Origin of the sequence: Streptomyces sp. NBC_00224, assembly GCF_041435195.1 — a bacterium.
In the GTDB taxonomy this organism is placed as follows: Bacteria; Actinomycetota; Actinomycetes; order Streptomycetales; family Streptomycetaceae; genus Streptomyces.
Window position 1 is genome coordinate 1,486,080 of the sequence record NZ_CP108106.1, and the last position, 22,640, is coordinate 1,508,719.

Here is a 22,640-nt window from a genome sequence, read left to right on the forward strand (position 1 = left end):
CGTGGGGAAGACCGGTGCCGACGCGCGAACTCATCGGTCCTGCGGCCATCGGATCCGCGTCCCGTCCATGAGCACCGATGAGTTGCGCGCTCCCCCACGGTCTATCCGTCATGGACCACACGGACACGGCCTGGTCGCCGGACGGAACGCCCATCGCCTACGAACGTGCCGGGGAAGGGCCACCGGTGATTCTCGTCGGCGGCGCCTTCTGCACCCGGGAGACGCATCGGGAGCTCGCCGGGCTGCTCGCCCCCCGCTTCACGGTGTTCAACTACGACCGCCGGGGCCGTGGCGCCAGCGGGAACACTCTCCCGTACGCGGTCGGCCGCGAGGTCGAGGACCTGGCCGCGGTCGTCGGCGCGGCGGGTGGCACCGCCATGCTCTACGGGCTCTCCTCGGGCGGCGCGCTGGCTCTGGAGGCCGCGGCGGGCGGGCTGGCGGTGGCCGCGGTCGCCGTGTACGAGCCGCCCTACGCCCTGGAGGCCGAGCGGCGGGCGGGGAACGTCCGGTACGGCGAACGGCTCGCCGCGCTCCTGGCCGCCGAACGGCGGTCGGACGCGGTGGAGTTGTTCCTTTCCCGGATCGGCATGCCCCCGGCGATGATCGAGCAGTTCCGGCTCGCCCCCATGTGGCCGGGCATGGAGGCGCTGGCCCACACCCTCGCGTACGAGCACGCCGTGCTCGGTGACGCCGCGCTCCCCGTCGAGCGCCTGGCCTCGGTCACCGTCCCGGTGCTCGCGCTCTGCGGCGGGGCGAGCCCGGAGTGGATGCGCGCCCCGGCCACCGCGATCGCCGGGGCCGTGCCGGACGGCCGCGCCCTCTCCCTGCCGGGCCAGACGCACGAGTTCTCGGCACAGGCGCTCGCCCCGGTCCTGGCCGAGTTCTTCGGCGGCGGGCCGCGCCTTCTGTCCTGACTTCCTGACCAACCCCTCCCACCTGCGAAGACGGCTAAGATCACGAGGATTTTTCACCAACGGGGAAGGAATGCGACCTGTGCGCGTTTGGGGCACGGGCATCGCGCTGGCGACCGCGGGGGCGGCGCTCGCGGTGATGCTGTCGGGATGCGGAAGCGGCGAGTCCGAGCATGACGGTCCGGACGGCGGCGGTGCGAAGGGCGGCACGGGTGTGCCCGAACCGGAGCGGGCCGAGGACGAGGGAGCGGCCTCCGGCAAAGGAGCCGCGAAAGGTTCCGGCAAAGGAGCGGAGGTCCGCGCCGCGTTGACGGCCGCGGCCAGGAAGACCGGCGAGCAGGCCTCGTACAAGACGCTCCAGACGGGGGCGCCGGGCTCGGGCCGCTCCGAGATGCTGTTCCAGAAGTCGCCGTCCGCGAGCGCCATCAAGTCGTGGAGCAAGCCGTCCTCGGCCAATCCGAGCGGCTTCAGCCAGGTGATCTCGCTCGGCGGGAAGACCTACATCCATACGGACGAGGTGCCCGGCAAGAGCTGGTACACCATGGACGACACCGCGTACGCGGGCGCCGACAAGGGCTCGGGCGAATCGCGGGCGGCGGGATACGTCCCCGAGTTCGCGGGCGCGCTCGCCGCGTCCCCGTCCACCCGGCGCCTCGGCGAGGAGCGGGTCGGCGGGCGTCCGGCCGACCACTACCGCGGCACGGTGGTCGTGGACGAGCTGGCCGCGTACACCGGTCCCGCCATCGACAAGGGCGTCCGCGACAGCTATGTCGCGAGCACCCGCCAGCAGGGCATGAGCTCGGTCGTCATCGACCTGTGGGTCGGCAAGGACGGTCTCGTCCTCAAGTCGCGGGAGGAGGGCCGGGGTTCGAAGGGGCCCGGGCTCGTCGTCGAGGAGTACTCGGACTTCGGCGCGGTCCCGGCGATCACGCCACCTCCGGCGAACACCGTCGCCAGCTGGAACGAGTACGTCGACGGCCTCTCGCAACGGTCGTAGGCGGTACGGGAGTACGTGAAGGGTGCTGCCGGGCCCCGCAGGTCCGGCAGCACCCCTCCTCAGTTGTCGCCTCGGAATGTGGTCAGCGGTTGAAGACGCTGGTGCGGCTCCCTTCGACGGCCGCGGTGCCGTCCAGCGGGGTTTGGTTCGCGAGTCCGCACAGCTGCGCGGGTGTCAGGCCCGCCAGCGCCTTGAAGTCGCGGTTCAGATGCGCCTGGTCGTAATAGCCGCACGCCGCCGCGAGTTCGGCGAGCGACCCGTGCGAGCCGTACGGCAGCGTCAGCGCACGCTGGAACCGCAGGATCCGGGCGACGGACTGCAGCGGCAGACCGATCTGCTCCCGGAAGAGCACCTGCAGACGCCGGCCGCCACGGCCGGTGGCCCCGGCCAGTTCGCCCAGCGTCATCCCGCCGTGGCGCGCACTCAGCCTGCTCCAGGCCTCGGCGACCACGGGGGACGGCACGGGACCGTCGGCCAGCAGGCTCGCCAGGGCGTCGTCGAGGAGCGCCCAGCGTGCCTCCCAGTCGGGTGCCGCGGCGAGCCGTTCGGTCAGCCGCTCCGTCCATCTCTTGCCCAGCAACTCGTCCGGGTGCACGGTCTCGTTCGCCAGATGGTGCATGGATATGCCCAGGCACATATAGGCGCCGAGCGGGGTGAAATCCACTTCGACGGCTTGTCCGGATCCCCGGTAGCCGCCGAGGACGGGTGACGTCCGCAGACCTCCGACCAGCGAGTACCACGCCCCGCCCGCCGATTCGCTCTCACCGGCGCCGAACAGGTGCAGCGGGTCGCCCCAGCCGACGATCATCGTCACCGTGGCGCCGGGGAGGGTCAGCCTGGCGGGCATCCCTCCCGGTGTGCGGCGGCCCCGGTACTTGACCACCTGGCCCCGCAGCCAGTCGGGTGCCGCTCGTTCCACGCTCTCCCCTCGGTCTTCCTCCTCTCGGTCTTCGGTAATCAAGGATGCTTTGGCCTCCACCTGCAACCCTCTCCTCACCATGCGCGTGTTCCGCCGACCGGAATCCGGCAAGGCAGTGCGCCTTCTTACAAGACCAGCGGTCGGCCTCGGCAGCAGTCTGTGATGGCAGAGGTGGTGAAGGCCAGGAACAGCCGAACCCCTGGCCGAATATCGGCCATCGCCCGAATGCCGAGCGCATATGCCCCTGGCCTTCGGCCAGTCGAGCGGTGGTACGACGGGGCCCGGCGGGGCCGGCCCGGCCCGGTCCGTTTCCCTGTTGTCACCCGCCCACGGGGGTGGCGGGTGACAACAGGAAAGCGGACCGGGGCACGGGAAGGGCGGAACCGCACGGCGAGGCCCGGCGTCCCTTCGGGCATCCGCGTGATCGCCATCTGCCCCAAAAGGACCTCGCCCATGGCCGGAACGGCTGCCCGCTACCTCTACCTCGCGCGCCACGGCGAGGCCCTGCCGGACGAGAGCGGACTGACGGAGAACGGGCGGCGCCAGGCCGTCCTGCTCGGCCGACGACTCCGGGACAGCCCGCTCTCGGCGGTGCTGCACAGCCCGCTCGCGCGCGCCGCGGAGACCGCGCGCCTGATCCACGGCGAACTCGACGGCGTCCCCATGGAACCGTCGGATCTGGCCGGGGACTACATCCCGTACGTGCCCCGCAAGGAGGAGCTGCCGCCCGAGTACGCGGACTCGCTGCTCGAACGGCTCGCCCAGTTCCCTGCCGAGATGAGCGAGCGCGGGCGCGAGCTGGCGCCCGCCGCCCTCGCGCGGTTCGCCCGGCCCGTGGACGGCGACGAGCCGCGCCACGAGCTGGTCGTCACCCACAACTTCCTCATCGGCTGGCTCGTCCGGGCCGCGCTCGACGGACCGAAGTGGCGCTGGCAGGGCCTCAACCACGCCAACGCGGCACTGACCGTGATCCGGTACGCGCCCGACCGCCCGGCCTCCGTCGTCTTCTTCAACGACATGGGGCATCTGCCCGCGGAACTCCACTGGACCGGCTTCCCACCGGAGTTCCGCGTCTGAGCGGTCGCGCAGCTCCGCGCCGATGTCGCTCATCCGCGGGTTCACCAGCGGGGCGCTGTCCGCGTAGAGCGCCCGGTACTGGTTGATGATCCCGTCCAGGACCGGATAGCCGAGGCGGTCCTCGGCGATGTTGGACTGGTGGATGAAGTGCGGACGGGGGTCGTTGGCGAGCACATGGCCCAGCGCGATCCGGGTCTCCAGCGGCACGATGTAACCGGCGTACCCCGTCCCGAGGTCGAGCGGCGCGGGCAGACAGGTGCTCGTCCGCGGGTCGGCCTCGCAGATGCCGCTGCCGCCCTGGGCCCGGCTGGTGTAGATCCAGTTGTACTCGTCGACCTCGTCGGCCGCCCGGCCCGCGTTGTAGAAGATGTTCATCGGGTAGCGCGACACGGTCAGGGCCGGGCCGATCTGCCGCTGCACGGGCTCGCGGGACAGGTCCGAGCCGACCCACCGCACCCCGTTGGCCGCGAGCGCGGGGGCGAAGTCGGGGTTGTCGCCGGGCTGCTGCGGCAGCAGCTTCAGCCCCGAGTGCTCACCGGGGACCATTTCGCTCGGGTCGATCGGCAGGCCGCCGCGCTGCGCCCCCTCCAGGTTGTCGGAGAGCTGCCTGGAGATCATCTGACGGGTCACATCGTGCTTCGCCTTGTGGGGCTTTCAGGGGTCCTATGTGAAACATGACGTGAACCGGTTGCTCGCGGCCAACAGGGCCCGCACCGGTGCGGATTCCCGGCAGCGACGCGCCGACGGCGGCTGCCTATGATCGTTCGAGGGTTCGATCGAGGTGCTGGTCGAACCGCACCGCACACGACCACGGAGGCTGAACGGGCATGGCTGAACGACAGGTTGTCATCGTCACCGGAGGCGGGACCGGGATCGGCGCCGCCACCGCCCGGCTGCTCGCCGACGCCGGACACCGGGTGGTCGTGTCCGGGCGCCGCCCCGAGCCCCTGCGCGAGATCGCCGAGGAGACCGGCGCGCTGGCCCACCCCTGCGACATCGGCGACCCGGACGCCGTGCGGGGTCTGGTGGAGGCGGCGGTCGCGGCGTACGGCCGGCTGGACGGCGTGGTGCTCAACGCCGGGACCGGGCGCAGCGGGGCCGTCGGCGACACCTCGGTGGAGGACTGGGACCTGGTGATGCGCACCAATCTCACCGGCCCGTTCCTGCTGCTGCGCAGCGCGCTGCCGCATCTGGTCGAGGCCCGCGGGTCCGTGGTCGCGGTCGCCTCGGTGTCCGCGCTGCGCAACGGGGTGGGCAACGCCGCGTACGCCACGTCGAAGGCCGCGCTGCTCCAGCTGTGCAGCTCGCTCGCGGTCGACTACGGGCCGAAGGGGCTGCGCGCCAACACGGTGTGCCCGAGCTGGGTGCGTACGGAGATGGCCGACCGGCGCATGGCGCGGTTCGCCCAGGACGCGGGCCTCGCGGACGTCGACGCGGCGTACGAGACGGCCACCCGGCTGCTGCCCGCCCAGCGCCCGGGTGAGCCGCGTGAAGTCGCCGAGGCCATCGCGTGGCTGCTCTCCCCCGCGGCGTCGTTCGTGAACGGCGCGACGCTCACCGTCGACGGCGGGGTGACGGCGCTCGACCCCGGGACCGTGCCCTTCGGGTTCCACGTCGAGCGCCGCGGGGACGCGACCGGCTGAGGCCCGTTCTGACGATCCGTCAGGCAAGGCCGGTGAGGAGCTCCTCGCGGCTGTTGACGCCCGTCTTGCGGTAGATCGCCTTGAGGTGGTCGTTGACCGTGTGCGGTGACAGGTCGAGCCGGCGGGCGATGTGCTTGGTCGGCAGGCCCTGGAGCACTTCCTGCATGACGGTCCGCTCCCGGGTGGTGATCCCGTACCAGACGGAGACGGCCGGCAACAGCAGGCGGCCCGGGGCCGGTTGGATCGTGACGGCCACCGCGCCCGCCTCCGGGCCTTCGAGCAGCTGGCCGTGGAGCGCGATCCAGCCGTCCCGGGTGGGGACGCGGCTCAGCGCCTGGCCGCCCGCGCGCCGGGCGAGGTGGGCGATGTTCCAGACGGTGGCGGTCAGGTCCCTCTCGTCGGCCGAGGTGCCCACGGGGGCCAGCAGCCGCATCCACTCGTGCGCCGAGGGCGTGGCCGAGGTGACCTTGTCGTCGGCGCCGACGACCGCGACGCCGGGCGAGAGGCTGTAGCGCGACGGCCGCAGCGGCGTAGCGGCCACGAACCGCTTCAGTGCGGCGGCGAGCGGCTCGGCGAGCGTCTGCGCATGGGCCGCCTCGGCGGCCGAGAAGGGCCGACCGCCCCTCTCCCGTACGAGGATCAGGCCGCCCCAGGCGACGCGCGCGTGGGTGAGCCCGATGCGCATCTCGCTGTCGAACCCTTCGGGGACGCTGACGTTGTGCAGCCGCACGCTGTGCCGGTAGCGGGCCGCGCCGAGGCCGGCCACGCCGACCTTGGCGGGGCCCGCGACGAGCCGTTCGAAGGGGTGCCGCTCGGCTCCGGCGGCGTCGTCGAGCGCCATCCGGCGCGAGGCGGCCTCGCTGTAGTCGTGTTCCTCGGTGAAAAGGCAGCTGGCTCTGTTCAGCGGGTCGAGCCCGGCCAGCATGTAGCCGTCGTGCGGCACGATGCGCCCCAGCTCGTCCGAGAGCGCCCGCCCGAGATCCGGCACGGTCACCGCGTCCGACGCCTCGGCCGACAGGGCACGAAAGATCGCTTCAACTCCCCCGGTCACCCCACGAGCGTAGCCCGTGGCCGTCGTGGAATCGCGGCAATTTCCGCCGGTCCATGGCCACTTGGCCGGAAGACGTCCGACGGTCCGCACGTCAACCCCTCAGTTCTGGGGATTCCGGACGATCCACGGCCGGAGCACAGTCGTTGAGCCGGCCGCGTCGCACCGCGTCTCCACTAACCGCGCCGCTGTTCCAGGTGTTCCCAGGTGCTCCAGGACATGAAGGAGAAGGCCGTGACCGATCAGTCTCAGACGCGCCGAGGCGTCATCAGGGCCGCCGGCGGTGCGGCCCTGGCCGCCGGAGCGATGGCGCTCGCCGCGCCCGCGGCACAAGCCGCCCCGCACCACGGCACCAAGTCCGCCCCGGCGGTGCCGCCCGGCGCCGCCGCCCACAACGAAGTGAGGGCCGCCATGGGACTGCCGATCCCGGACGAGGTAACCGCGTACCAGAACAACTGGAGATTCTGCAATCACTGCTTCGGCCTCTGGTGGAACGGCGCCCCGACCAACGGCGCCTGCCCCTCCAGGAACTCCCCCGACGGCCAGCACCACGGCCCCGGCAGCTGGAACTTCATCCTGCCGGCGAACCCGGCCGAGCACATCTGACATCGGACCCCCCTCAGAAAAGAGGGCGGCGGCACGGCTACACATGGCCGTGCCGCCGCCCGGCGTCAGGGACCCGAGACCAGGTTCACCACGTTGTTCGAGGAGTTGGCGGTCCCTCCGGTGTTGTTGATGACGTGGTTGATCGTCCCCGTGCCGCCCAGCGAGACCGTCACCATGTCGTGGAAGCGGACCCCCGCCGTGCCCGGCGCCTCGAAGGAGCGCTCGGCCACCACCGACGGATTGGCGTTGAAGTAGCAGTAGCTGCCGAGGCCCCACGCCTCGTGGCCGGTCACCGAGCTCGCGACCTTGTACGCGTCGTAGCCCCGGGTCGAACCGTTCATCCACGCGGCCTGGTTCGGCGGGTCGTACGGCATCTCGTTCTGGAAGAAGTACGTACGGCCGCCGTTGCCGTTCCAGAGCACCTGGTGCTGCTGGTAGTGCTCGACGAACAGGCCGTACATCGTCACGTCACTGCCGTTGACGACCAGCCCGTTCGCGGCCGTGTTGCTGGTCCAGCCGACACCGCTACCGTGGTCGGCGCGCCACAGCCACATGTGGTCCCCGATGACGTCCGAGCTGTTGATCACCAGGCTCTGGGTGGCCCTGCCGACGCCCGCCCCGCCGATGCGGAAGAAGACGTCGTGCAGTGAGGTCGGGTCGGCGGTGTGGCGGGCGGTCGCGCCCGGGGTGCCCACCCGCATCAGGAGCGCGGAGTTCGTGGGCCCGGCGTCGACGAGCAGTCCGGCAACCTTCACCCCGTCGACGTCCGCGATGTTCATCGCGGTGATGCCGTTGTCGGGGACCAGGGTGGCAAGGCCCAGGCCGAGCACGACGGTGTCCGGGCGGTTCACCTCGATGGTCTGGTTCAGGTGGTAGACGCCCGGCGTGAACAGCAGGTTCTTGCCCTGGGCCAGCGCGCCGTTGATGTCCGCCGCCGTGGCGCCGGGCTTGACGACGTAGAACTGGTCGATCGGGAGCGAGGTGCCCGCCGGGTTGCCGTTCGCCCAGGTCGTGCCCTGGGCGGCGGTGCGCAGCGCGGGGACGAACACCTTGTACGCGCCCGCCGCGTCCACGTACAGGAACGGCTTCTCGCGGATCACGGGGCTCTGCGCCACCGTGGTGTAGGGCGGGCTGGGGAAGGTGTTGGCCGGGGCGTTGGTGTCGCCGACGAAGACCATGTTCCAGTTCGAGCCGTTCCAGCTGCCCCACTGGCTGTTGCGCGAGAGCCACTGCTGCTGCGAACCGGACCGCACCTGGCCGTCGATCTTGGAGTCGGCCATGAACCCGCCGCTCGACCAGCCACCGTCGTCCAGCTGGAGGTCTCCGCGCACGTGCATACGGCGGTACGGGGCGGCCTGCGAGACGGCCCACCGGTCGCTGCCGCCGCCCGGGGTGACCGACAGGTTCTCGGCGGAGCGCCAGAAGTTCTGGGTGGCGTTGCCCTGGAACCAGTCAGCCTCGGCGTGCACCGCGCCGTTGATGGTCACCGCGTCCGGCGACAGACCGAGCCCGGCCACCTGGGTGTAGAAGCCGACGTTGGCGTCCACGTTGTAGCTGCCCGGCTTGAAGAGCAGGGCATAGCGCTGGGCGCCGAACTGATTGGACTCCTGCTGGCCGAAGACCTGGTTGAGCCTGCTCTGGACGGTGGCCGAGGACATCGACGGGTCGAAGACGGACACATTGGGGCCGAGGTCGGGATTGCCTCCACCCGGTGGCTGTGTGTCGACGGGGCCGACGTGGAACGACTGGGCCGCGCTGCCGTTGCACGCGTACTGCTGCATGCGCGCCCCGTCGGCCGTCGAGGCGCCCGGGACGTCGAGGCACTTGCCGCTGTGGCGATTGACGAAGTGGTAGGTCCCCGCGGCCTCTTCGACGGGCTTCCACTGCTGGTTGCCGCCGCCGCTGTACGTCCAGAGCTGGATCGGGGCGCCGTCCGCGGTGGAGACGTCGGTGACGTCCCAGGCCTTGGTGGCGTCGTTGCGGTTGTCCACCCGTACATAGCCGTCGCCGGCGTCCTGGAACCGCCACTGCTGCGCGGTGGTCGCGTTGCAGCCGTACTGCTGGACGGCGGTGCCGTCGGCGGTACCGGCCGACGCCGCGTCCACGCACTTGCCGCTGTGCTGGGCGGACACGGTGACCCACCCCGTCGGCAGCGGCGCGGCTTCGGCCCTGGGGGCGGCGACGGCACCGGTGGTCAAGGAGGCTGCGAGCGCGCCGACGGCCACCAGTGATGCGGCTCTGCCACGCGCGCTCCGACGGTCGGGCGGAGTGGGGGTTGCGGGAATGGTCATGGCCTCACCCTTTCTTCAAGGCGTGAAGTTAGAGCTCCACCATGGACACGTCAAGGGTTCAGACCTCGAACGTCTGGTCTGCACCAGGGGCTTGACAAGTTGTTAGCTCACCACTTAAGTCACGTAGTGAAATAAGAGGGTTCCGCTAAGGTGTAGACCAATTCGGCCCGCCTTTGGCGATCTTGCGTTCAATAAATGAACGAACATTCCACCTTTTCCATCAACACGCCGTATTCCTTGAATGCAATGACCGGCGACCAGACCACATGGGCACCTCTCGACGAGCACTACCCACCTGAGCTGCGAGACTGCAATTCAGCCTCTCGTCAAATTGACGAACCATCAGCAATCGCCCAGCAAAGCAAAAAGCAGCCGTAAGCCCGTTTCACCCCGTATTGCCGGGCAGATTAAGCCCCTCCCACCCGTATCCGAAAATTCCGTTGTCATCTCGTTAAGGGCTAACTTCTTGACGTCACCGCAGGGGCAGGGTTGGCTTCCAGCCACCTCGGCCGAAATTTATGCGGCCATGTCAGGGAGGTTGTTTTTAAGTGAGCACGCGTACCGGCCGTGGAGCGATGACCGTAGGTGTCGTCGCGATGGCCGTCACCCTCGCCGCATGCGGCGGCGGGAGCAAGTCCGGCGACGGGTCCGACGGAGCCGCCAAGAAGAGGGACCTCAAGATAGGTCTGCTGCTGCCGGAGAAGCAGGCTGCTCGCTACGAGAAGTCGGACAAGCCGCTGATCGAGAAGATGGTCGGCGAGCTGACCAGCGGCAAGGGCCAGGTCGTCTACGCGAACGCGGAGCAGGACGCGGCGCGCCAGAACCAGCAGGTCGACGCCATGATCGCCAAGAAGGTCGACGCGCTCATCATCGACGCGGTGGACTCCAAGGCCATCGGCGGCGCGGTGCAGCGGGCCAAGGACGCGGGCATCCCCGTCGTCTCCTTCGACCGGCTCGCCGAGGGCCCGGTCGACGCGTACGTCTCGTTCGACAACGAGGACGTCGGCCATGTGCAGGCCAGGGCCCTGCTGGAGAACCTGGGCGAGAAGGCCAAGGACGGCCAGATCGTCATGATGAACGGTGCCCGCACCGACCCGAACGCCGCCCAGTTCAAGAAGGGCGCGCACACCGAGCTGGACGGCAAGGTGAACATCGGGAAGGAGTACGACACCAAGGAGTGGAAGCCGGAGAACGCCGCCGCGAACATGCGCAGCGCGATCGCGGCCCTGGGCAAGGACAAGATCATCGGCGTCTACTCCGCCAACGACGGCATGGCCGGCGGCATCATCAGCGCCCTCAAGGCCGCGGGTGTCTCCAAGCTGCCGCCGATCACCGGCCAGGACACCGAACTCGCCGGAGTCCAGCGCATCGTGGCGGGCGAGCAGTACATGAGCGTCTACAAGTCGTACGCGGAGGAGAGCCCGATCGCCGCGCAGATGGCGGTCGCGCTGGCCAAGGGGCAGAGCCTCATCTCCATCGCCAACTCCAAGACCAACAGCCCGACCAAGAGCGACATCCCCACCGCGCTCGTCCCGGTCGTCGCCGTGATCAAGGAGAACATCCGCTCCACCGTCGTCAGCGACGGCCTCTACACGATCGACGAGATCTGCACGGCCAAGTACAAGGCCGCCTGCAAGTCCGCCGGGCTGCAGTAACGGCCGCAGTCGTACCGCCCGACCGTAAAGACTTCTGCCCGGCCCGCGTGACGCGGGCCGGGCAGAAGTCTTTGGTCCCTTTTGCGGGCCTCAGGGGCGGTCAGCCGCCGTACGCGCCCTTGGGCGGGCGGCGCAGCCGGGGCTCCGGGCGGGCCGCGCCGGAGGCGCAGGGCTCGAACCCGAAGGGTGCCAGCAGCTCGGCCTGGAAGGACGCGGGAGCGGTGGCGTAGGCGGGCAGGGACGCACCGTCCACGATGCGCAGGACCGGGTCCAGGACGGCTTCGAGGGCCGCCGGGTGGGCGGTCGGGGCGATGCCCACGGCCGCGAGCAGCCAGTGGTCCTCCTCGCCCGGTATCCGTCCGTCGTGGTCGCGCGCGGGCATCAGGGTCGGCCGGAGCCCGTGCAGTCGCAGCAGGGCTCTGTGCTCCTCCTCATCGATGGAGACGCCCGGCGGAATCCACACCGCGGCCGCCTCGGGCGCTCCGGAGCCCGACTCGGCGACCCACACCTTGCCGGTCTCCAGACCGAAGTGCGCGAGGATGAGCCGGAGTTGGGCCTGTGAGGCCGAGACGAGAGCGGCGGTCTCGGGCGGCAGCCCGTGGTCGCCGGAGAGCAGGCGCACTATCGCGTTCACATCCTGCAGGGACGCACGCCGAGCGCTGACCCTGTGCGCAAAAGTGAGGGCCATAAGCCGTGCCTTTCGCTGTGGTGCGCGAGGACGGCAGTGGCCTCACGCACCTCTTTGGCTTCTCTTTACCGAGGCTACCCGCACAAGGGTAAGGGCATCGTATGAATCGGGGACCCCCCAGCCGGCCGGGAATTGTGCGCTGAAGGAGGCGCCCGGGGCGTGCGACGGCACCTGGGCGCCCTCGCCGCCCGCCACGAATCCGTCGAACCGGTCCGGTCACCGCTTCAGGGGCTTGCGGTGACGCCATCGTGGCGCCACTCTGGCGTCACGGACCTTGTGCCCCACGTCGGCAACCTCCGCCACACGGTCGAGGTCCGGCGGCCGCGCACCCTCAGAGGCTGTGGGCGACCGGGTGAAGAGGCTGGTAGAAGGCGAGCTCGGCCCCGCTCGGCAGACGGACCGCCGCGATGCGGCCCCAGGGCTGGTCGGTGACCGGCCGCGTCAGCTCGACCCCCTTGGCCGCGAACTCCTCCACCTGGGCGGTGATGTCGTCGCACATCAGATACAGCTCGTGCTTGGGCTCGTCCGTGGTGGGGTGGACCGCCAGTTCGGTCGGCGGGAGCCGGAAGATGAGCCAGCCCTGGCCCGCGTCCACCCCGGGGAAGCCGAGCACGTCCCGGATGAAGGCCCGGTCTGCATCGGCGTCCGTGCTGTAGAAGATGGCGTGCGCGCCACTGAACATGCTGCCCTCGCTTAGTCGTTCCGTCCGCACCGGCTGGTCCCCGGCATCCTCGCAGCCGGGCCACGGGCCCCTCGTCGACACGCGCGACCCGGCCGGAACCTACCGGGTCCGGACGCGGCGGGAGTCGAGCGCCGCTGGAGCGCGCGGATGGCGGACGGGGCCGACGCCAAGGCCAGGGCACCTCGATCCCTCGCGCACCCGGCTCGGCGTCAGCCGACCGTCGCGCCGAGTGCGGACAGCGCCTCCAGCTGCCGGGCGCTCAGCCCCCGCACCCCGCGCAGATCGAGCCGCTCGTACACGCGCGGGGCGTGGAACGTACTGACGCAGTGGCCGGTGCCGGTGTCCCAGAGGCGTACGTTGCCGTACTGGTCGCCGCTCGCCAGCGTGTCGTCGTCGCAGAAGGCGACCCGCAGGACCCAGCCGTGGTGGCCGGACAGCCTGCACCGGGGCTCCTCCGCCTCCAGGTCCCACAGCACCACGACCTCATCACCGCCCGCCGTGGCGGCCAGCCGCCCGGACGGGCTGGTCGCCGCGTTCCAGACCGGGCCGGAGTGCGAGCTCGCGAAGACCGCCCGGCAGGACAGGTCGGCGGTGTCCCAGAGCCTGACCTCGCCGTTGTACGCGCCGGTCAGGACGCGTCCCAGGGGCTCGCTCACACAGACGCCGGTGACCGGCGAGGTGTGGCCGGTGAACCGGCCGAGCAGCCGTCCCGACGCGGTGTCCCACCAGCCGACGGTACGGTCGTAACTGGCGGTGGCGACGCGGGAGCCGTCGGGGGTGGCCGCGACGCTCCACACCCAGCCGCTGTGCCCGGCCAGTTCGCGCTCCACGCGCCCGCCGTCGGCCATGTCGAGGAGGCTGACGCTGCCGTTCTCGGTGACCACCGCGATCCGGCGGCCGCCGTCCAGTGCCTCGACGGACCAGATCTGCTTGTTCAGGTCGGCCACCACCCGGCCCTGCCAGTGGTCGTCCGTGTACAGCCAGAGCCGGACGGTGCCGTCCTCTCCCCCGCTGACGATCCGGTCGGCGCCCACCACCCGCAACGACCAGACCCGGCCGGTGTGCCCCACGAGCTCGGCCTCCGGCTCCGGCGCCGCGCCGCCCTCGTGGCGCCGCCACACCCGAAGGACGCCGTCGGCGCCGCCCGTGACGACCTCCTTCGCCCTGGCGTGCAGGGCGCACAGCTGGCTGGTGCTGCCGTGCAGCGAACGTACGCACTCGCCGGAGGAGGCGTCCCACAGCCGCAGCGTCTCGTCGTCCCCTCCGGAGGCGAGCAGCCCGTCGCTCCCGGAGAATCCGAGGCTCCACACGCGTTGGGTGTGGCCGAGCAGGGTGCGCCGGACCGCCGGGCCGTCCTGCCCGCTGAGCCAGCTGCAGAGCGTGCCGTCCCCGTACCCGGCGGCGATCCGGGAGCCCCGCGCGGCCACCGCCCAGACCCAGGCGCCGTGGCCCACCTCGACGTCGACCGCACCGGTCTCCAGGTTCCACACCCGTACGGTGCCGTCGTGGCCGCCGCTGATCAGCCGGAGCGGCGGTTCGGTGAAGGCGAGGGAGAGCACCCAGTCGGAGTGGCCGGTGAGGACGCTGTGCGGCTCCAACGTGCCCGCGTGCCACAGCCGTACGGAATGCTCCTCGCCCGCCGTCGCGATCAGATCGCCGTCCGCCGAGCGGGCCAGCGCCCACACCTGGCAGTCGTGGGCGCGGACGCGTGCGCGCTCCCGCCAGGTGCGGGTGGACCAGGCGACGAGGAAGCCGTCGTCGCCCACCGAGAGCAGCTGCTCGTGCCCGGCGTCGAAGACCACGCCGGTGACCTTGCCCTCGTGTCCGGTGCAGCGGGCCACCTCCCGGCCGGTGCGGTGGTCCCAGATCCGGATGGTGCCGTCGTCGGCGGCGGAGGCGAGCAGGCGGCCGTCCGGGTGGAAGGCGAGCGCCCGAATCCAGTCGACGTGTCCGCGCAGCCGCCCCACCTCGGCGAGGTCGCTCACCCGGCTGATCCAGATGTCACCGGTCGAGCCCCCGAAGGCGACGAGCAGCCCGTCCGGGCTGAAGGCGATGGCGTGGATGCTGCTCACCGGCGTGTGCAGGCGGCAGCCCACCAGGCGCGCGCCCCGGAAGTCGGCCCCGGCCACCCGGGCCCGGGTGAAGTCGGCGCGGCGCACGGTGCTTCCGGCGAACGTCCAGCCGCCGAGCTCGACGCCCTCGGCGGCGGCCAGGTTGATCAGATTGCCCGCGAGACAGCTGGTCGCCCGCAGCGTGCGGTCGTGGAGCTGGGTGTGCGTGCGGTGGAGCATCACGGCGGGTTCGACCGTGGCGGCGGTGCGGTAGCGGTCGAGGACCGCCTGGAAGAGATAGCGGATCTGGGCGCTCTGCAGGTGGTCGGGGGCGTCCGGGTCGAACAGGGCGACGGTGTCCAGCACGCGCGGCTCGACGGCGAGCAGTTCCGCGACGCAGCGCTCGACCAGACTGTCCGTCAGATACTCGGACACGGCGGGCTGCAGCACGAACTGCCCGGCGTCGGTCCGCTCCACCAGGCTGCGCCGGTACAGCGAGGTGACGGCCCCGGACACCTCGCGCGCGGCGTGCCGGTCGGGGACGAGGGCCGTGAGCTCCGGGACGGTCAGCGCCGTGCGCTCGACCGTCAGCCAGTCGAGGAGGTGCTGCTCCAGCGGACTGATCCGCTCCACCTGCGCCCGCACCAGGGCGCCCAGATCGCCCGGCGCCTGCTCGTACGACACCAGGAAGGCGGCTATGTCCCCGCCGTACGTCTCGGCGGCGGCGCTCGCGGCGAGCTGGAGCTTGAGCGGGTTGCCGGACAGCGAGTGGCACAGGCCGCGCAGTTCGGCGGGGCTGCCGTGGAGATCGTACTGCCCGACCAGGGCCCCGGCCGCCGCCTCGGAGAGCCCGGCCAGCCGCAGCACCTTGACCCGGCCGTCGCGGGTCGCCGCCAGATGCACGTGCTCGGGCATCTCCCGCCCGGTGAGCACGAGCGTGGAGGGCCGGGCGGCCGTCAGGAAGAGGTCCATGAGCTGCCGGTAGCCCTCGAACCCGGCAAGGTAGTGCCCCGCGGTGGTGGTGCCGTCGAGGACGGACTCCACGTTGTCGAGGACGAGGAGGACCCGGGCGCGGCCGAGCAGCGCGGCCAGCTGCGCCAGGTCGTCCGCCGCCTGCCCGGTGGCCGCCTGGCGGCCTCGGGAGAGCAGCGTGAGCAGTTGGGCCAGGGTGGTCGCGGGCGCGGGCCCGTCCTTGAGGCTGCGCCACACGACGTAGTCGTACGCGCCCGCGCGCCGCTCCGCCGCCGCCTCGGCGATCTCCGAGGCCAGTCGGCTCTTGCCGATGCCCGCGGGACCGAGCAGCCCCACGAGCCGCTGCCGGTCCGCACCGCCGGTCCACGCCCGGAGCCGGGCGATCTCGTCCTCGCGACCGAAGAGCGCGCCGGGCCGGGCCGCGGTCGCCATGTCGACGGTCACCCCGGAGAGGCCGCCGCGCCGACGCTGCGGCGCCGGGGCCCGACGGGTCTCACTCCTCGCGCGCCGGAACTGGTAGTACGCGGTCGCCAGCCCCAGCAGGGCGGAGGGCACGGCGACCAGGGTGGTGAGGGCGGTCACGTCCATGCTCGCTCCGCTGAGTCGTGACTCCGGGTGACTGATCGGTGACGTCGTCCAGAGTGGCACGCGGGATGCGGTCGCGAAACGCGTTTGCCGAAGGCCGCGCACGCGGAGCGCGCACGGAGCCTGAACACGCGTTACGGCTGAACGGCCGCTGCCCCGCCGGGCTTTCGGCCCCGTACCGCCCAGGCGCGGGCGGTGAGAGCGATCGAGCCGTCCGGCCGGGCCGGTACGGCCTGGCGCAGCGCGGTACGAAGCCGGTCACGGGCGGGTGGGGCGAGTGCGGCCACATAGCCGGGAGCCGGGCCCTGCCCGCTGAGGAAGGGTTCCCACAGATCCGCGAAGCCGGTGAAGACGGTGTCCACCTCGATCTCGGCGACGGCCACGTCGAGGAGGCCAGCGCCGGTCCACAGGCCCCGCAGCGGATCCGGGCGGCACTGCGGGAACCGGCGGCCCTCGTGCAGCGCGGCGGCCGCCGGGTCCAGGGCGAGGGCGGCGTCCCAGAAGTGGCGCAGGAGGCGCATCCCCTCCGCGTAGTCCCAGACGTACGCCGCCACCGTCGCGCCGGGCCGCCCGACCCGTACCGCCTCGGCGAGCGCGGAGCCGGGTCCGGGCAGGAAGTTGAGCACGAGCCCGCTGACCACGACGTCGCAGGAGGCGTCCGGCACCGGCAGCGCACCGGCGTCCGCCACGGCGAACCGCGCCCGCGCGGCGGTCCCGGGTACCTGGGCCGCGGCGAACCGCCCCCGTGCCGAGGCCGCGAACCCGGCGGACCGGTCCACGCCGAGCAGCGCGGCCGGTCCGCACCGCGCGGCCACGGTCGTGGTCAGGGCGCCGGTGCCGCAGCCCACGTCCAGCCACCGCAGCCCGTCCGGGCAGCCCAGCCACGTCACGAACCGCTCGGCGACCGTGCGGCTCCAGCGGCCCATGTACCGCTCGTAGGCGTTCCCGGCCGCCCAGACGTCGAAGCGCCGGTCCTGCGCGATGTGCTCGGCCTGCCCGCCTGCCGTGTCCGTGTCCATGGGACTCACGATCCCGGTCGCGGCCGGGCGGCGCGAGGCCGCCGCGTTCAGCCGTCCCCGGGGCGGTGCCCGCGTTCCTTCGCGGCCGCGGCGCGCACCATTTCCTGCTCCCACAGGCGGGAGAGCTCCTGGGCCTGTTCGTTCAGCTCGATCGGCTCGTCCTCCTCCTTCCAGAGGCCCTGTTCCTTGAGCCGGCGCACTTGGATGTCGACGGGCGGCTCCGGGTCGTAGTCGGAGGGGCGCGGGCCCTCGGGCCCGTCGGGGCCGATCCGGACGAGCCGTTCGACGCGGGTGACCCGGAAGCGCCGCTCGGCGACGCTCAGGGCGTTGCGGCGCTTGTCGTCGAGCCGGTCGGCCGCCTCCGCGTACACCGCCCGGGCAGCCTCGTCCAGCTTGAGCGTGAACGGCGCCATCACCCGCAGCCAGTCCGCCAGGGAGTCCCTGGCGGACTGGGGCGTCGTGTACGCCGCCCCGGGGTCGTGCGCCCGCCACTTCCCGTCCTCCCGCTCGGAGACCATGAAGACGGCGGGCAGCAGCACCCCGCCGGGGTACCGCTCGGCGGCCCGCCACGCGTCGTCCGTGACCTCGCGGGGCGCGCCGGGGGCAGAGCCGACGAAGCGGACCAGGTCCAGCTTGAGGATGCCGTCGGCCAGGCCGGTTCCGGTGTACGGGTCGATCACGAAGCCCTTGGTGCGCGAGGGCACCCGATGCGACTCGCCCGCCTCGCCCGGGTCCGGGTCGGACGGGCGCGGCGGCTCCGGCCCACTGGCCCCCATCCGGATGAAGCGCGAGGCCCGGACGATCCGGAACCGCTCCCCCAGGACACGCACGTCGTCGACGACCTCCCGGTCCATCCGCGCGGCCGCCGCCAGCCACTTGCGACGGGCCTTGTCCCGACCGGCGCCCGAGGCGTCCTGCGCGCGCCCGCGGAAGCGCGAGCCCAGCGCGTCCCGGGCGCCCTGCGGAGTGTCGCTGCTGTACTCGGACAGCTCCCAGCCGCCCGTCTCGCACTCTCTGGCGTGGAAGAACTCCGGACTCCCGACCCCCAGGATCTCCGGGTACCGCTTCCGGGCCTGCCACGCCTCCTGTTCGGCGAACGCGGCGATCGGACCTTCCTGCGGCGTCACACGGAACGTCAGAAAGGCCGGCACCTTGTCCTCGTAACCGCTCATGCACCGACTGTGCCCGACCCGGGGACGGCGTTGTGGGGCGAAGCGTGAAATCAACTCATCGCGGGTGACGGGCGAAACCCCGCTGACGCGGACCCGCCGCCGAAGCCCAGCCCGTGAGGCCCCCACAGCCGGGCCCGCCCGCCCCGCAGGCCACCCGCGTCACCCAGCGTCACAATGAAACCGTGGAGTGGTTCGTCGCACCCGACTACTGGCTGAGCCGGCTGGTCTTCCAGCGGGCGCTCGCCGCGATCTACCTCGTCGCGTTCCTGGGCGCGGCCCTGCAGTTCCGGGCACTGATCGGCGAGCGCGGCATGCTCCCGGTCCCCTGGTACGTGGAGCGGGTGCCGTTCCGCCACGCGCCGAGCGTCTTCCACTTCCGCTACTCGGACCGGTTCTTCGCCGGCTGGGCCTGGGCGGGCGTCCTGGTATCGGCGGGGCTGCTGGCCGGGGTCGACGCCCGGGTGCCGCTGTGGGGCGCGATGCTGCTGTGGCTGCTGCCCTGGGCGCTGTACCTGTCGATCGTGAACGTGGGCCAGACCTGGTGGTCCTTCGGCTGGGAGTCGCTGCTCCTGGAGGTGGGGTTCCTAGCGGTGTTCCTGGGCAACGACGAGGTGGCGCCGCCCATCGTCGTGCTGTTCCTGATGCGCTGGGTGCTGTTCCGCGTCGAGTTCGGGGCGGGGCTCATCAAGATGCGCGGCGACGAGTGCTGGCGCAAGCTGACCTGCCTCGACTACCACCATGAGACACAGCCCATGCCGGGCCCGCTGAGCTGGTTCTTCCACCATCTGCCCCGGCCCTTCCACCGCGTGGAGGTCGCCGCCAACCACGTCACGCAACTGGCCGTCCCGGTCCTGCTGTTCACCCCGCAGCCCGTCGCCACGGCGGCCGCCTCGCTGATGATCCTCACCCAGCTGTGGCTGATCCTGTCGGGCAACTTCTCCTGGCTGAACTGGACGACGGTCGCCCTCGCCGTCACCGCCGTCGACTTCTCCCCGGCCGCCGGCACCCGGCACTTCGCGGCCACCCCGCTCTGGTACGAGGTCGTGGTCCTCGCCGTCGCCGCGTTCCTGCTCGCCCTGAGCTACCGCCCGGCGCGCAACCTGCTCTCGCGCCGCCAGATCATGAACTACTCCTTCGACCCGCTGCACCTGGTCAACACCTACGGCGCGTTCGGCAGCGTCAGTCGGCTGCGGCTCGAAGTCGTCGTCGAGGGCACGGCGGACCCGCTCCCGCTCGCCGACTCCGACTGGCGGGAGTACGAGTTCAAGGGCAAGCCCGGGGATCTCCGGCACTGGCCGCGCCAGTTCGCGCCGTACCATCTGCGGCTCGACTGGCTGATGTGGTTCGCCGGTCTCTCCCCGGGCTACGCGCGGCCGTGGTTCGGGCCCCTGGTGGAGCGCCTCCTCGACAACGACCCCGACACCCTGCGCCTGCTCAGGCGCTCCCCGTTCCCGCCCGACAGCCCGCCCCACTACATCCGCGCCCGGCTGTTCCGCTACCAGTACACGACGTGGCACGAGCTGCGGGCGACGGGGGCATGCTGGAAGCGGACGTACGTACGCGACTTCATGCCGCCCACGCGGCTCGGCGATCAGGCCGAGCAGACCCCGCGCTCGTAGTCGAACGTGGCGGTCGCCTGCGAGTACTTCCACTGCGGAGCGAGCAGCTTCGCCTTCAGCTGAGCGGCGGCTTCGGGGCTCTCCACCACGTATCCGAAGTCCTGGAGCCACGAGGGGTACAGGTTCTTGGAGCCGATGTAGAAGGCCGAGTCGTCGACGGAGACCAGCTTGTGGTGCTGGGCGTACGGGTGGCCGTCGGCCCACTTCGGGCTGTCCGAGCTGCGGAAGGTCGCCAGCTGGAGGCTGGAGCACATCTTGGCGCGGGCGGCGCCCTTGTCGCCCGTCAGCAGCGCGAGGCGGTCGCGCAGGGTGTCGCTGACCTCGGAGAGCGACTTGATCTGCGAGTAGCCGCCGCTGCCGACCGCGCCGCGGTTGGCGGGGTCGCTGACGACGATCCGCACCTTGACCCCGGCGGCCATCTTCGCGGCGAGCGCGTCGTAGAGCCGGATGTCGTAGCGCGGGAGCGGCGGGCAGGTGGCGTTGAGGTCCTGCTGGGAGATCTCGATGTGGTCGCGCGCGCTGGCGACGAGGGCGCGCAGGGCGCTCTCCTCCGGGTTGACCGTGTCGTAGTCGCGGTCGGCGTTGGTGTTGTCGTGCAGCCCGACGACGCACTTGGTGTCGGCGGCGGTGGGCAGCGTCGGGCGGAACGCCGAGGCCGGGTCGTTGTTCTTGATGCCGACGCCGAGGCCGCCGACGGCGATCACGGGGACGTTGCCGTCGGCGGGGGCCGGGGCGGGGGCGTCCTGCGCGAGCGACGGCATGCAGCCGGCGCCGTTGGAGGAGGCGAACCAGACGCTGGCGATGTTGGACTTGTTCTGGCAGGTCCAGGCCCACAGCGTGTCGAGGTACTTGCCCGCGGAACCGGCGGCCGGTCCCGTCAGCGCAAGGTCGACGTCCGACACCGGGTGGGCGGTGTCGAGGTAGTCGTCCTTCCAGCCGTTGATGCCGCCGGTGACGGCCGACCGGTTGTCGACGACCAGCAGCTTGGAGTGGTTCCACGAGAACGCGGTCTTCGAGGTGGTCATCGACGCCACGTTGAGCGTGACGTTCTTCGCCGCCTCGCCCAGCCTGCCGACGAGTTCGTCGCGGTACTTCGAGGGGACCACGTTGAGGTGGTAGATCGGCGCGGCGCCGACGAGGACGCGGACCTTGAGCTTGTTCCCGGCGGCGGCCGAGGCCTTGAGGCCGTCGACGACCGCGTCCTCGAACGCCCCGTTGGGGAACGGCGCGAGCGTGGATATGTCGACCGTGCTCCTGGCCTTGGAGATGTTCTCGGTCATCTTGGCGAGCAGCCGCTTGGTCCCGGGCCGCTCGGCGCACTTGTCGTCGCCCCAGCAGCCGGGGGTCTGGAGCAGCCAGTCCGAGGGGTCGGCGCCCGAGGCGTCGAGCCGGTTGCCCGCGGTGCGCTCCCAGACGGTGCCCTCCAGGCCCGGCGAGACCTGGCGCAGGGCCTGTTCGACGGCGTCGAGGTGCGCGGTCGCGCCCGGGGCGGGCGGGGTGTCGCCGGAGTCCGCGAGCGCCGGGGCGGCGGGCAGGACCGCGAGCACGGTGGAGCAGGCCACCAGGTGACCGGCGAGGCGGGTGCGGCGGCGAAGCTGACGGTGAGCCAATTCTTTTCGCATTCTGGTCGGGGAGGGCGTTCGCGAACGCCCGCGCGGGGTGGGCGAGTCGGAACACCGGGACCGCCCACCAAGATCAACTCACTGAGGTTACCAATCGGTCGGAAGCGGTCGGACCCGACCGGGACGCGGGGAGCCCCCGATGGCCGGGAACCGCTGGTCGGCGAACGTCGCCACAGGGCGCACGTCTCCAGCGTCGACTTCCAGCGACCGGCACCCAGTGACGGACATCCGCTGACCGGCCTTCGGTGGTCCCACCGTCGTCGCCGTCACGGGCGTATCGTCGCGCCCGTACCCGTCCCGGCTGACTTCGGCGAGGCCGCCTTGAGGAAGATCATCCTGATGATGTCCGTGTCCCTGGACGGATTCTTCGAGGGACCCGAGCGCCGGCTCGACTGGCACCGGGTCGACGACGAGCTGCACATGCACTTCAACGACGAGATCCGGTCGATGGGCGGCCTCCTCGAAGGCCGCGTCACGTACGAGCTGATGGCCGGGGTCTGGCCGACCGCCGAGGCCGACCCGGCGAGCACCGCGCCGATGAGGGATTTCGCCAGGATCTGGCTGGACATGCCGAAGTTCGTGTTCTCGCGGACGCTGGAGCGGGCCGACTGGAACACCACGATCGTGCGGGAGGTGGTCCCCGAGGAGATCGAGGCGCTCAAGGCCCAACCGGGCGGCGACCTGGTGGTGGGCGGTCCCGACCTCGCCGCGAGCTTCCTGCGCCACGACCTGGTCGACGAGTTCCGGGTGTACGTCCACCCCGTCCTCATCGGGCGGGGCAAGCCCCTGTTCCCGTCCTCCGACGCGATCGTCCCGCTCCGGCTCGCCGAGAGCCGGGCGTTCGGCAACGGAGTCGTCCTGCTGCGTTACGAACGGGACGCCTGAAGATCCTCAGCGCCGGGCCCGGACCGCTCAAGGGCGCCGCGTGCGGCCCTTCTCCTTCTTCGGGGCGGCCGCCCGGGGCGGGTGGGGGTCGAGTTCATGGAGCTGTACGCGGTGCAGCAGGTCGGCCAGATCGACGCCCGGCCGACGCGCTTCGGCGCGCAGGGCGTCACAGCCAGGACAGCCGTACTGCATCGCACT

18 protein-coding genes and 1 pseudogene are annotated in these 22,640 nt (G+C 71.6%); 8 read left to right on the plus strand and 11 right to left on the minus strand.

The annotated features are described in order from the left end of the window. Positions 1–110: 110 nt before the first annotated feature. Both OG965_RS06630 and OG965_RS06635 read left to right on the plus strand, forming a co-directional pair. Positions 111–914: an alpha/beta fold hydrolase gene (locus tag OG965_RS06630; protein WP_371650107.1), complete on the plus strand. Its 804-nt coding sequence runs from the start codon at positions 111–113 to the stop codon at positions 912–914. Between the two features lie 79 nt (positions 915–993). After that, on the plus strand, positions 994–1,908 hold the full coding sequence (locus OG965_RS06635) for a hypothetical protein (protein WP_371650109.1): 915 nt from the start codon (positions 994–996) through the stop codon (positions 1,906–1,908). An 82-nt stretch (positions 1,909–1,990) separates the two neighbouring features. Here OG965_RS06635 and OG965_RS06640 read toward each other — a convergent pair whose 3' ends face one another. Continuing rightward, complete coding sequence (locus tag OG965_RS06640; RefSeq protein WP_371656863.1) at positions 1,991–2,827, minus strand: helix-turn-helix domain-containing protein; 837 nt, start codon at positions 2,825–2,827, stop codon at positions 1,991–1,993. Between the two features lie 453 nt (positions 2,828–3,280). Between OG965_RS06640 and OG965_RS06645 the strand changes: the two genes are divergently transcribed. After that, positions 3,281–3,904, plus strand: a complete 624-nt coding sequence (locus OG965_RS06645; RefSeq protein ID WP_371656864.1) for a histidine phosphatase family protein — start codon at positions 3,281–3,283, stop codon at positions 3,902–3,904. Here OG965_RS06645 and OG965_RS06650 read toward each other — a convergent pair. Next, positions 3,884–4,534, minus strand: a pseudogene (locus OG965_RS06650) (hypothetical protein); the annotation flags it as partial. The gene OG965_RS06645 and the pseudogene OG965_RS06650 overlap by 21 nt on opposite strands. A gap of 197 nt (positions 4,535–4,731) precedes the next feature. Here OG965_RS06650 and OG965_RS06655 point away from each other — a divergent pair. Beyond that, positions 4,732–5,547: an SDR family NAD(P)-dependent oxidoreductase gene (locus OG965_RS06655; protein ID WP_371650111.1), complete on the plus strand. Its 816-nt coding sequence runs from the start codon at positions 4,732–4,734 to the stop codon at positions 5,545–5,547. A 19-nt stretch (positions 5,548–5,566) separates the two neighbouring features. Here OG965_RS06655 and OG965_RS06660 read toward each other — a convergent pair whose 3' ends face one another. Beyond that, complete coding sequence (locus tag OG965_RS06660) at positions 5,567–6,598, minus strand: LuxR C-terminal-related transcriptional regulator (RefSeq protein ID WP_371650114.1); 1,032 nt, start codon at positions 6,596–6,598, stop codon at positions 5,567–5,569. A 231-nt stretch (positions 6,599–6,829) separates the two neighbouring features. Between OG965_RS06660 and OG965_RS06665 the strand changes: the two genes are divergently transcribed. After that, entirely contained in the window at positions 6,830–7,201 is a 372-nt protein-coding gene (locus OG965_RS06665; RefSeq protein ID WP_266990181.1) for a hypothetical protein, read from the plus strand. A gap of 65 nt (positions 7,202–7,266) precedes the next feature. On the opposite strand, the gene OG965_RS06670 is transcribed toward OG965_RS06665, so the two are convergent. Further along, entirely contained in the window at positions 7,267–9,492 is a 2,226-nt protein-coding gene (locus tag OG965_RS06670; RefSeq protein WP_371650117.1) for an RICIN domain-containing protein, read from the minus strand. Between the two features lie 548 nt (positions 9,493–10,040). Here OG965_RS06670 and OG965_RS06675 point away from each other — a divergent pair. Beyond that, positions 10,041–11,147, plus strand: coding sequence for a sugar ABC transporter substrate-binding protein (locus tag OG965_RS06675; protein WP_371650119.1), 1,107 nt, complete (start codon positions 10,041–10,043; stop codon positions 11,145–11,147). A 100-nt stretch (positions 11,148–11,247) separates the two neighbouring features. On the opposite strand, the gene OG965_RS06680 is transcribed toward OG965_RS06675, so the two are convergent. The 5 genes from OG965_RS06680 to OG965_RS06700 form a co-directional block, all read right to left on the minus strand. Beyond that, positions 11,248–11,781, minus strand: a complete 534-nt coding sequence (locus tag OG965_RS06680) for a hypothetical protein (RefSeq protein WP_371650121.1) — start codon at positions 11,779–11,781, stop codon at positions 11,248–11,250. A 385-nt stretch (positions 11,782–12,166) separates the two neighbouring features. After that, positions 12,167–12,517: a VOC family protein gene (locus OG965_RS06685; protein WP_371650123.1), complete on the minus strand. Its 351-nt coding sequence runs from the start codon at positions 12,515–12,517 to the stop codon at positions 12,167–12,169. A gap of 209 nt (positions 12,518–12,726) precedes the next feature. Further along, complete coding sequence (locus OG965_RS06690; protein ID WP_371650125.1) at positions 12,727–16,128, minus strand: WD40 repeat domain-containing protein; 3,402 nt, start codon at positions 16,126–16,128, stop codon at positions 12,727–12,729. A 131-nt stretch (positions 16,129–16,259) separates the two neighbouring features. Further along, on the minus strand, positions 16,260–17,144 hold the full coding sequence (locus tag OG965_RS06695) for a class I SAM-dependent methyltransferase (protein ID WP_371650127.1): 885 nt from the start codon (positions 17,142–17,144) through the stop codon (positions 16,260–16,262). A 47-nt stretch (positions 17,145–17,191) separates the two neighbouring features. Then, a complete protein-coding gene (locus tag OG965_RS06700) occupies positions 17,192–18,316 on the minus strand; it encodes a DUF5954 family protein (RefSeq protein WP_371650129.1) in 1,125 nt (374 codons plus the stop codon). A 182-nt stretch (positions 18,317–18,498) separates the two neighbouring features. On the opposite strand from OG965_RS06700, the gene OG965_RS06705 reads away from it, so the two are divergent. Further along, a complete protein-coding gene (locus tag OG965_RS06705) occupies positions 18,499–19,935 on the plus strand; it encodes a lipase maturation factor family protein (RefSeq protein WP_371650131.1) in 1,437 nt (478 codons plus the stop codon). Here the strand turns inward: OG965_RS06705 and OG965_RS06710 are convergent. Continuing rightward, entirely contained in the window at positions 19,908–21,545 is a 1,638-nt protein-coding gene (locus tag OG965_RS06710) for a phospholipase D-like domain-containing protein (protein ID WP_371650133.1), read from the minus strand. The genes OG965_RS06705 and OG965_RS06710 overlap by 28 nt on opposite strands. Positions 21,546–21,878: 333 nt before the next feature. Here OG965_RS06710 and OG965_RS06715 point away from each other — a divergent pair, with 333 nt between their 5' ends. Continuing rightward, the gene (locus OG965_RS06715) at positions 21,879–22,442 is read left to right on the plus strand and encodes a dihydrofolate reductase family protein (protein ID WP_371650135.1); all 564 of its coding nucleotides are present in this window, start codon (positions 21,879–21,881) and stop codon (positions 22,440–22,442) included. 27 nt (positions 22,443–22,469) lie between these two features. On the opposite strand, the gene OG965_RS06720 is transcribed toward OG965_RS06715, so the two are convergent. Beyond that, complete coding sequence (locus OG965_RS06720; RefSeq protein WP_371650137.1) at positions 22,470–22,634, minus strand: hypothetical protein; 165 nt, start codon at positions 22,632–22,634, stop codon at positions 22,470–22,472. Positions 22,635–22,640: the final 6 nt, after the last annotated feature.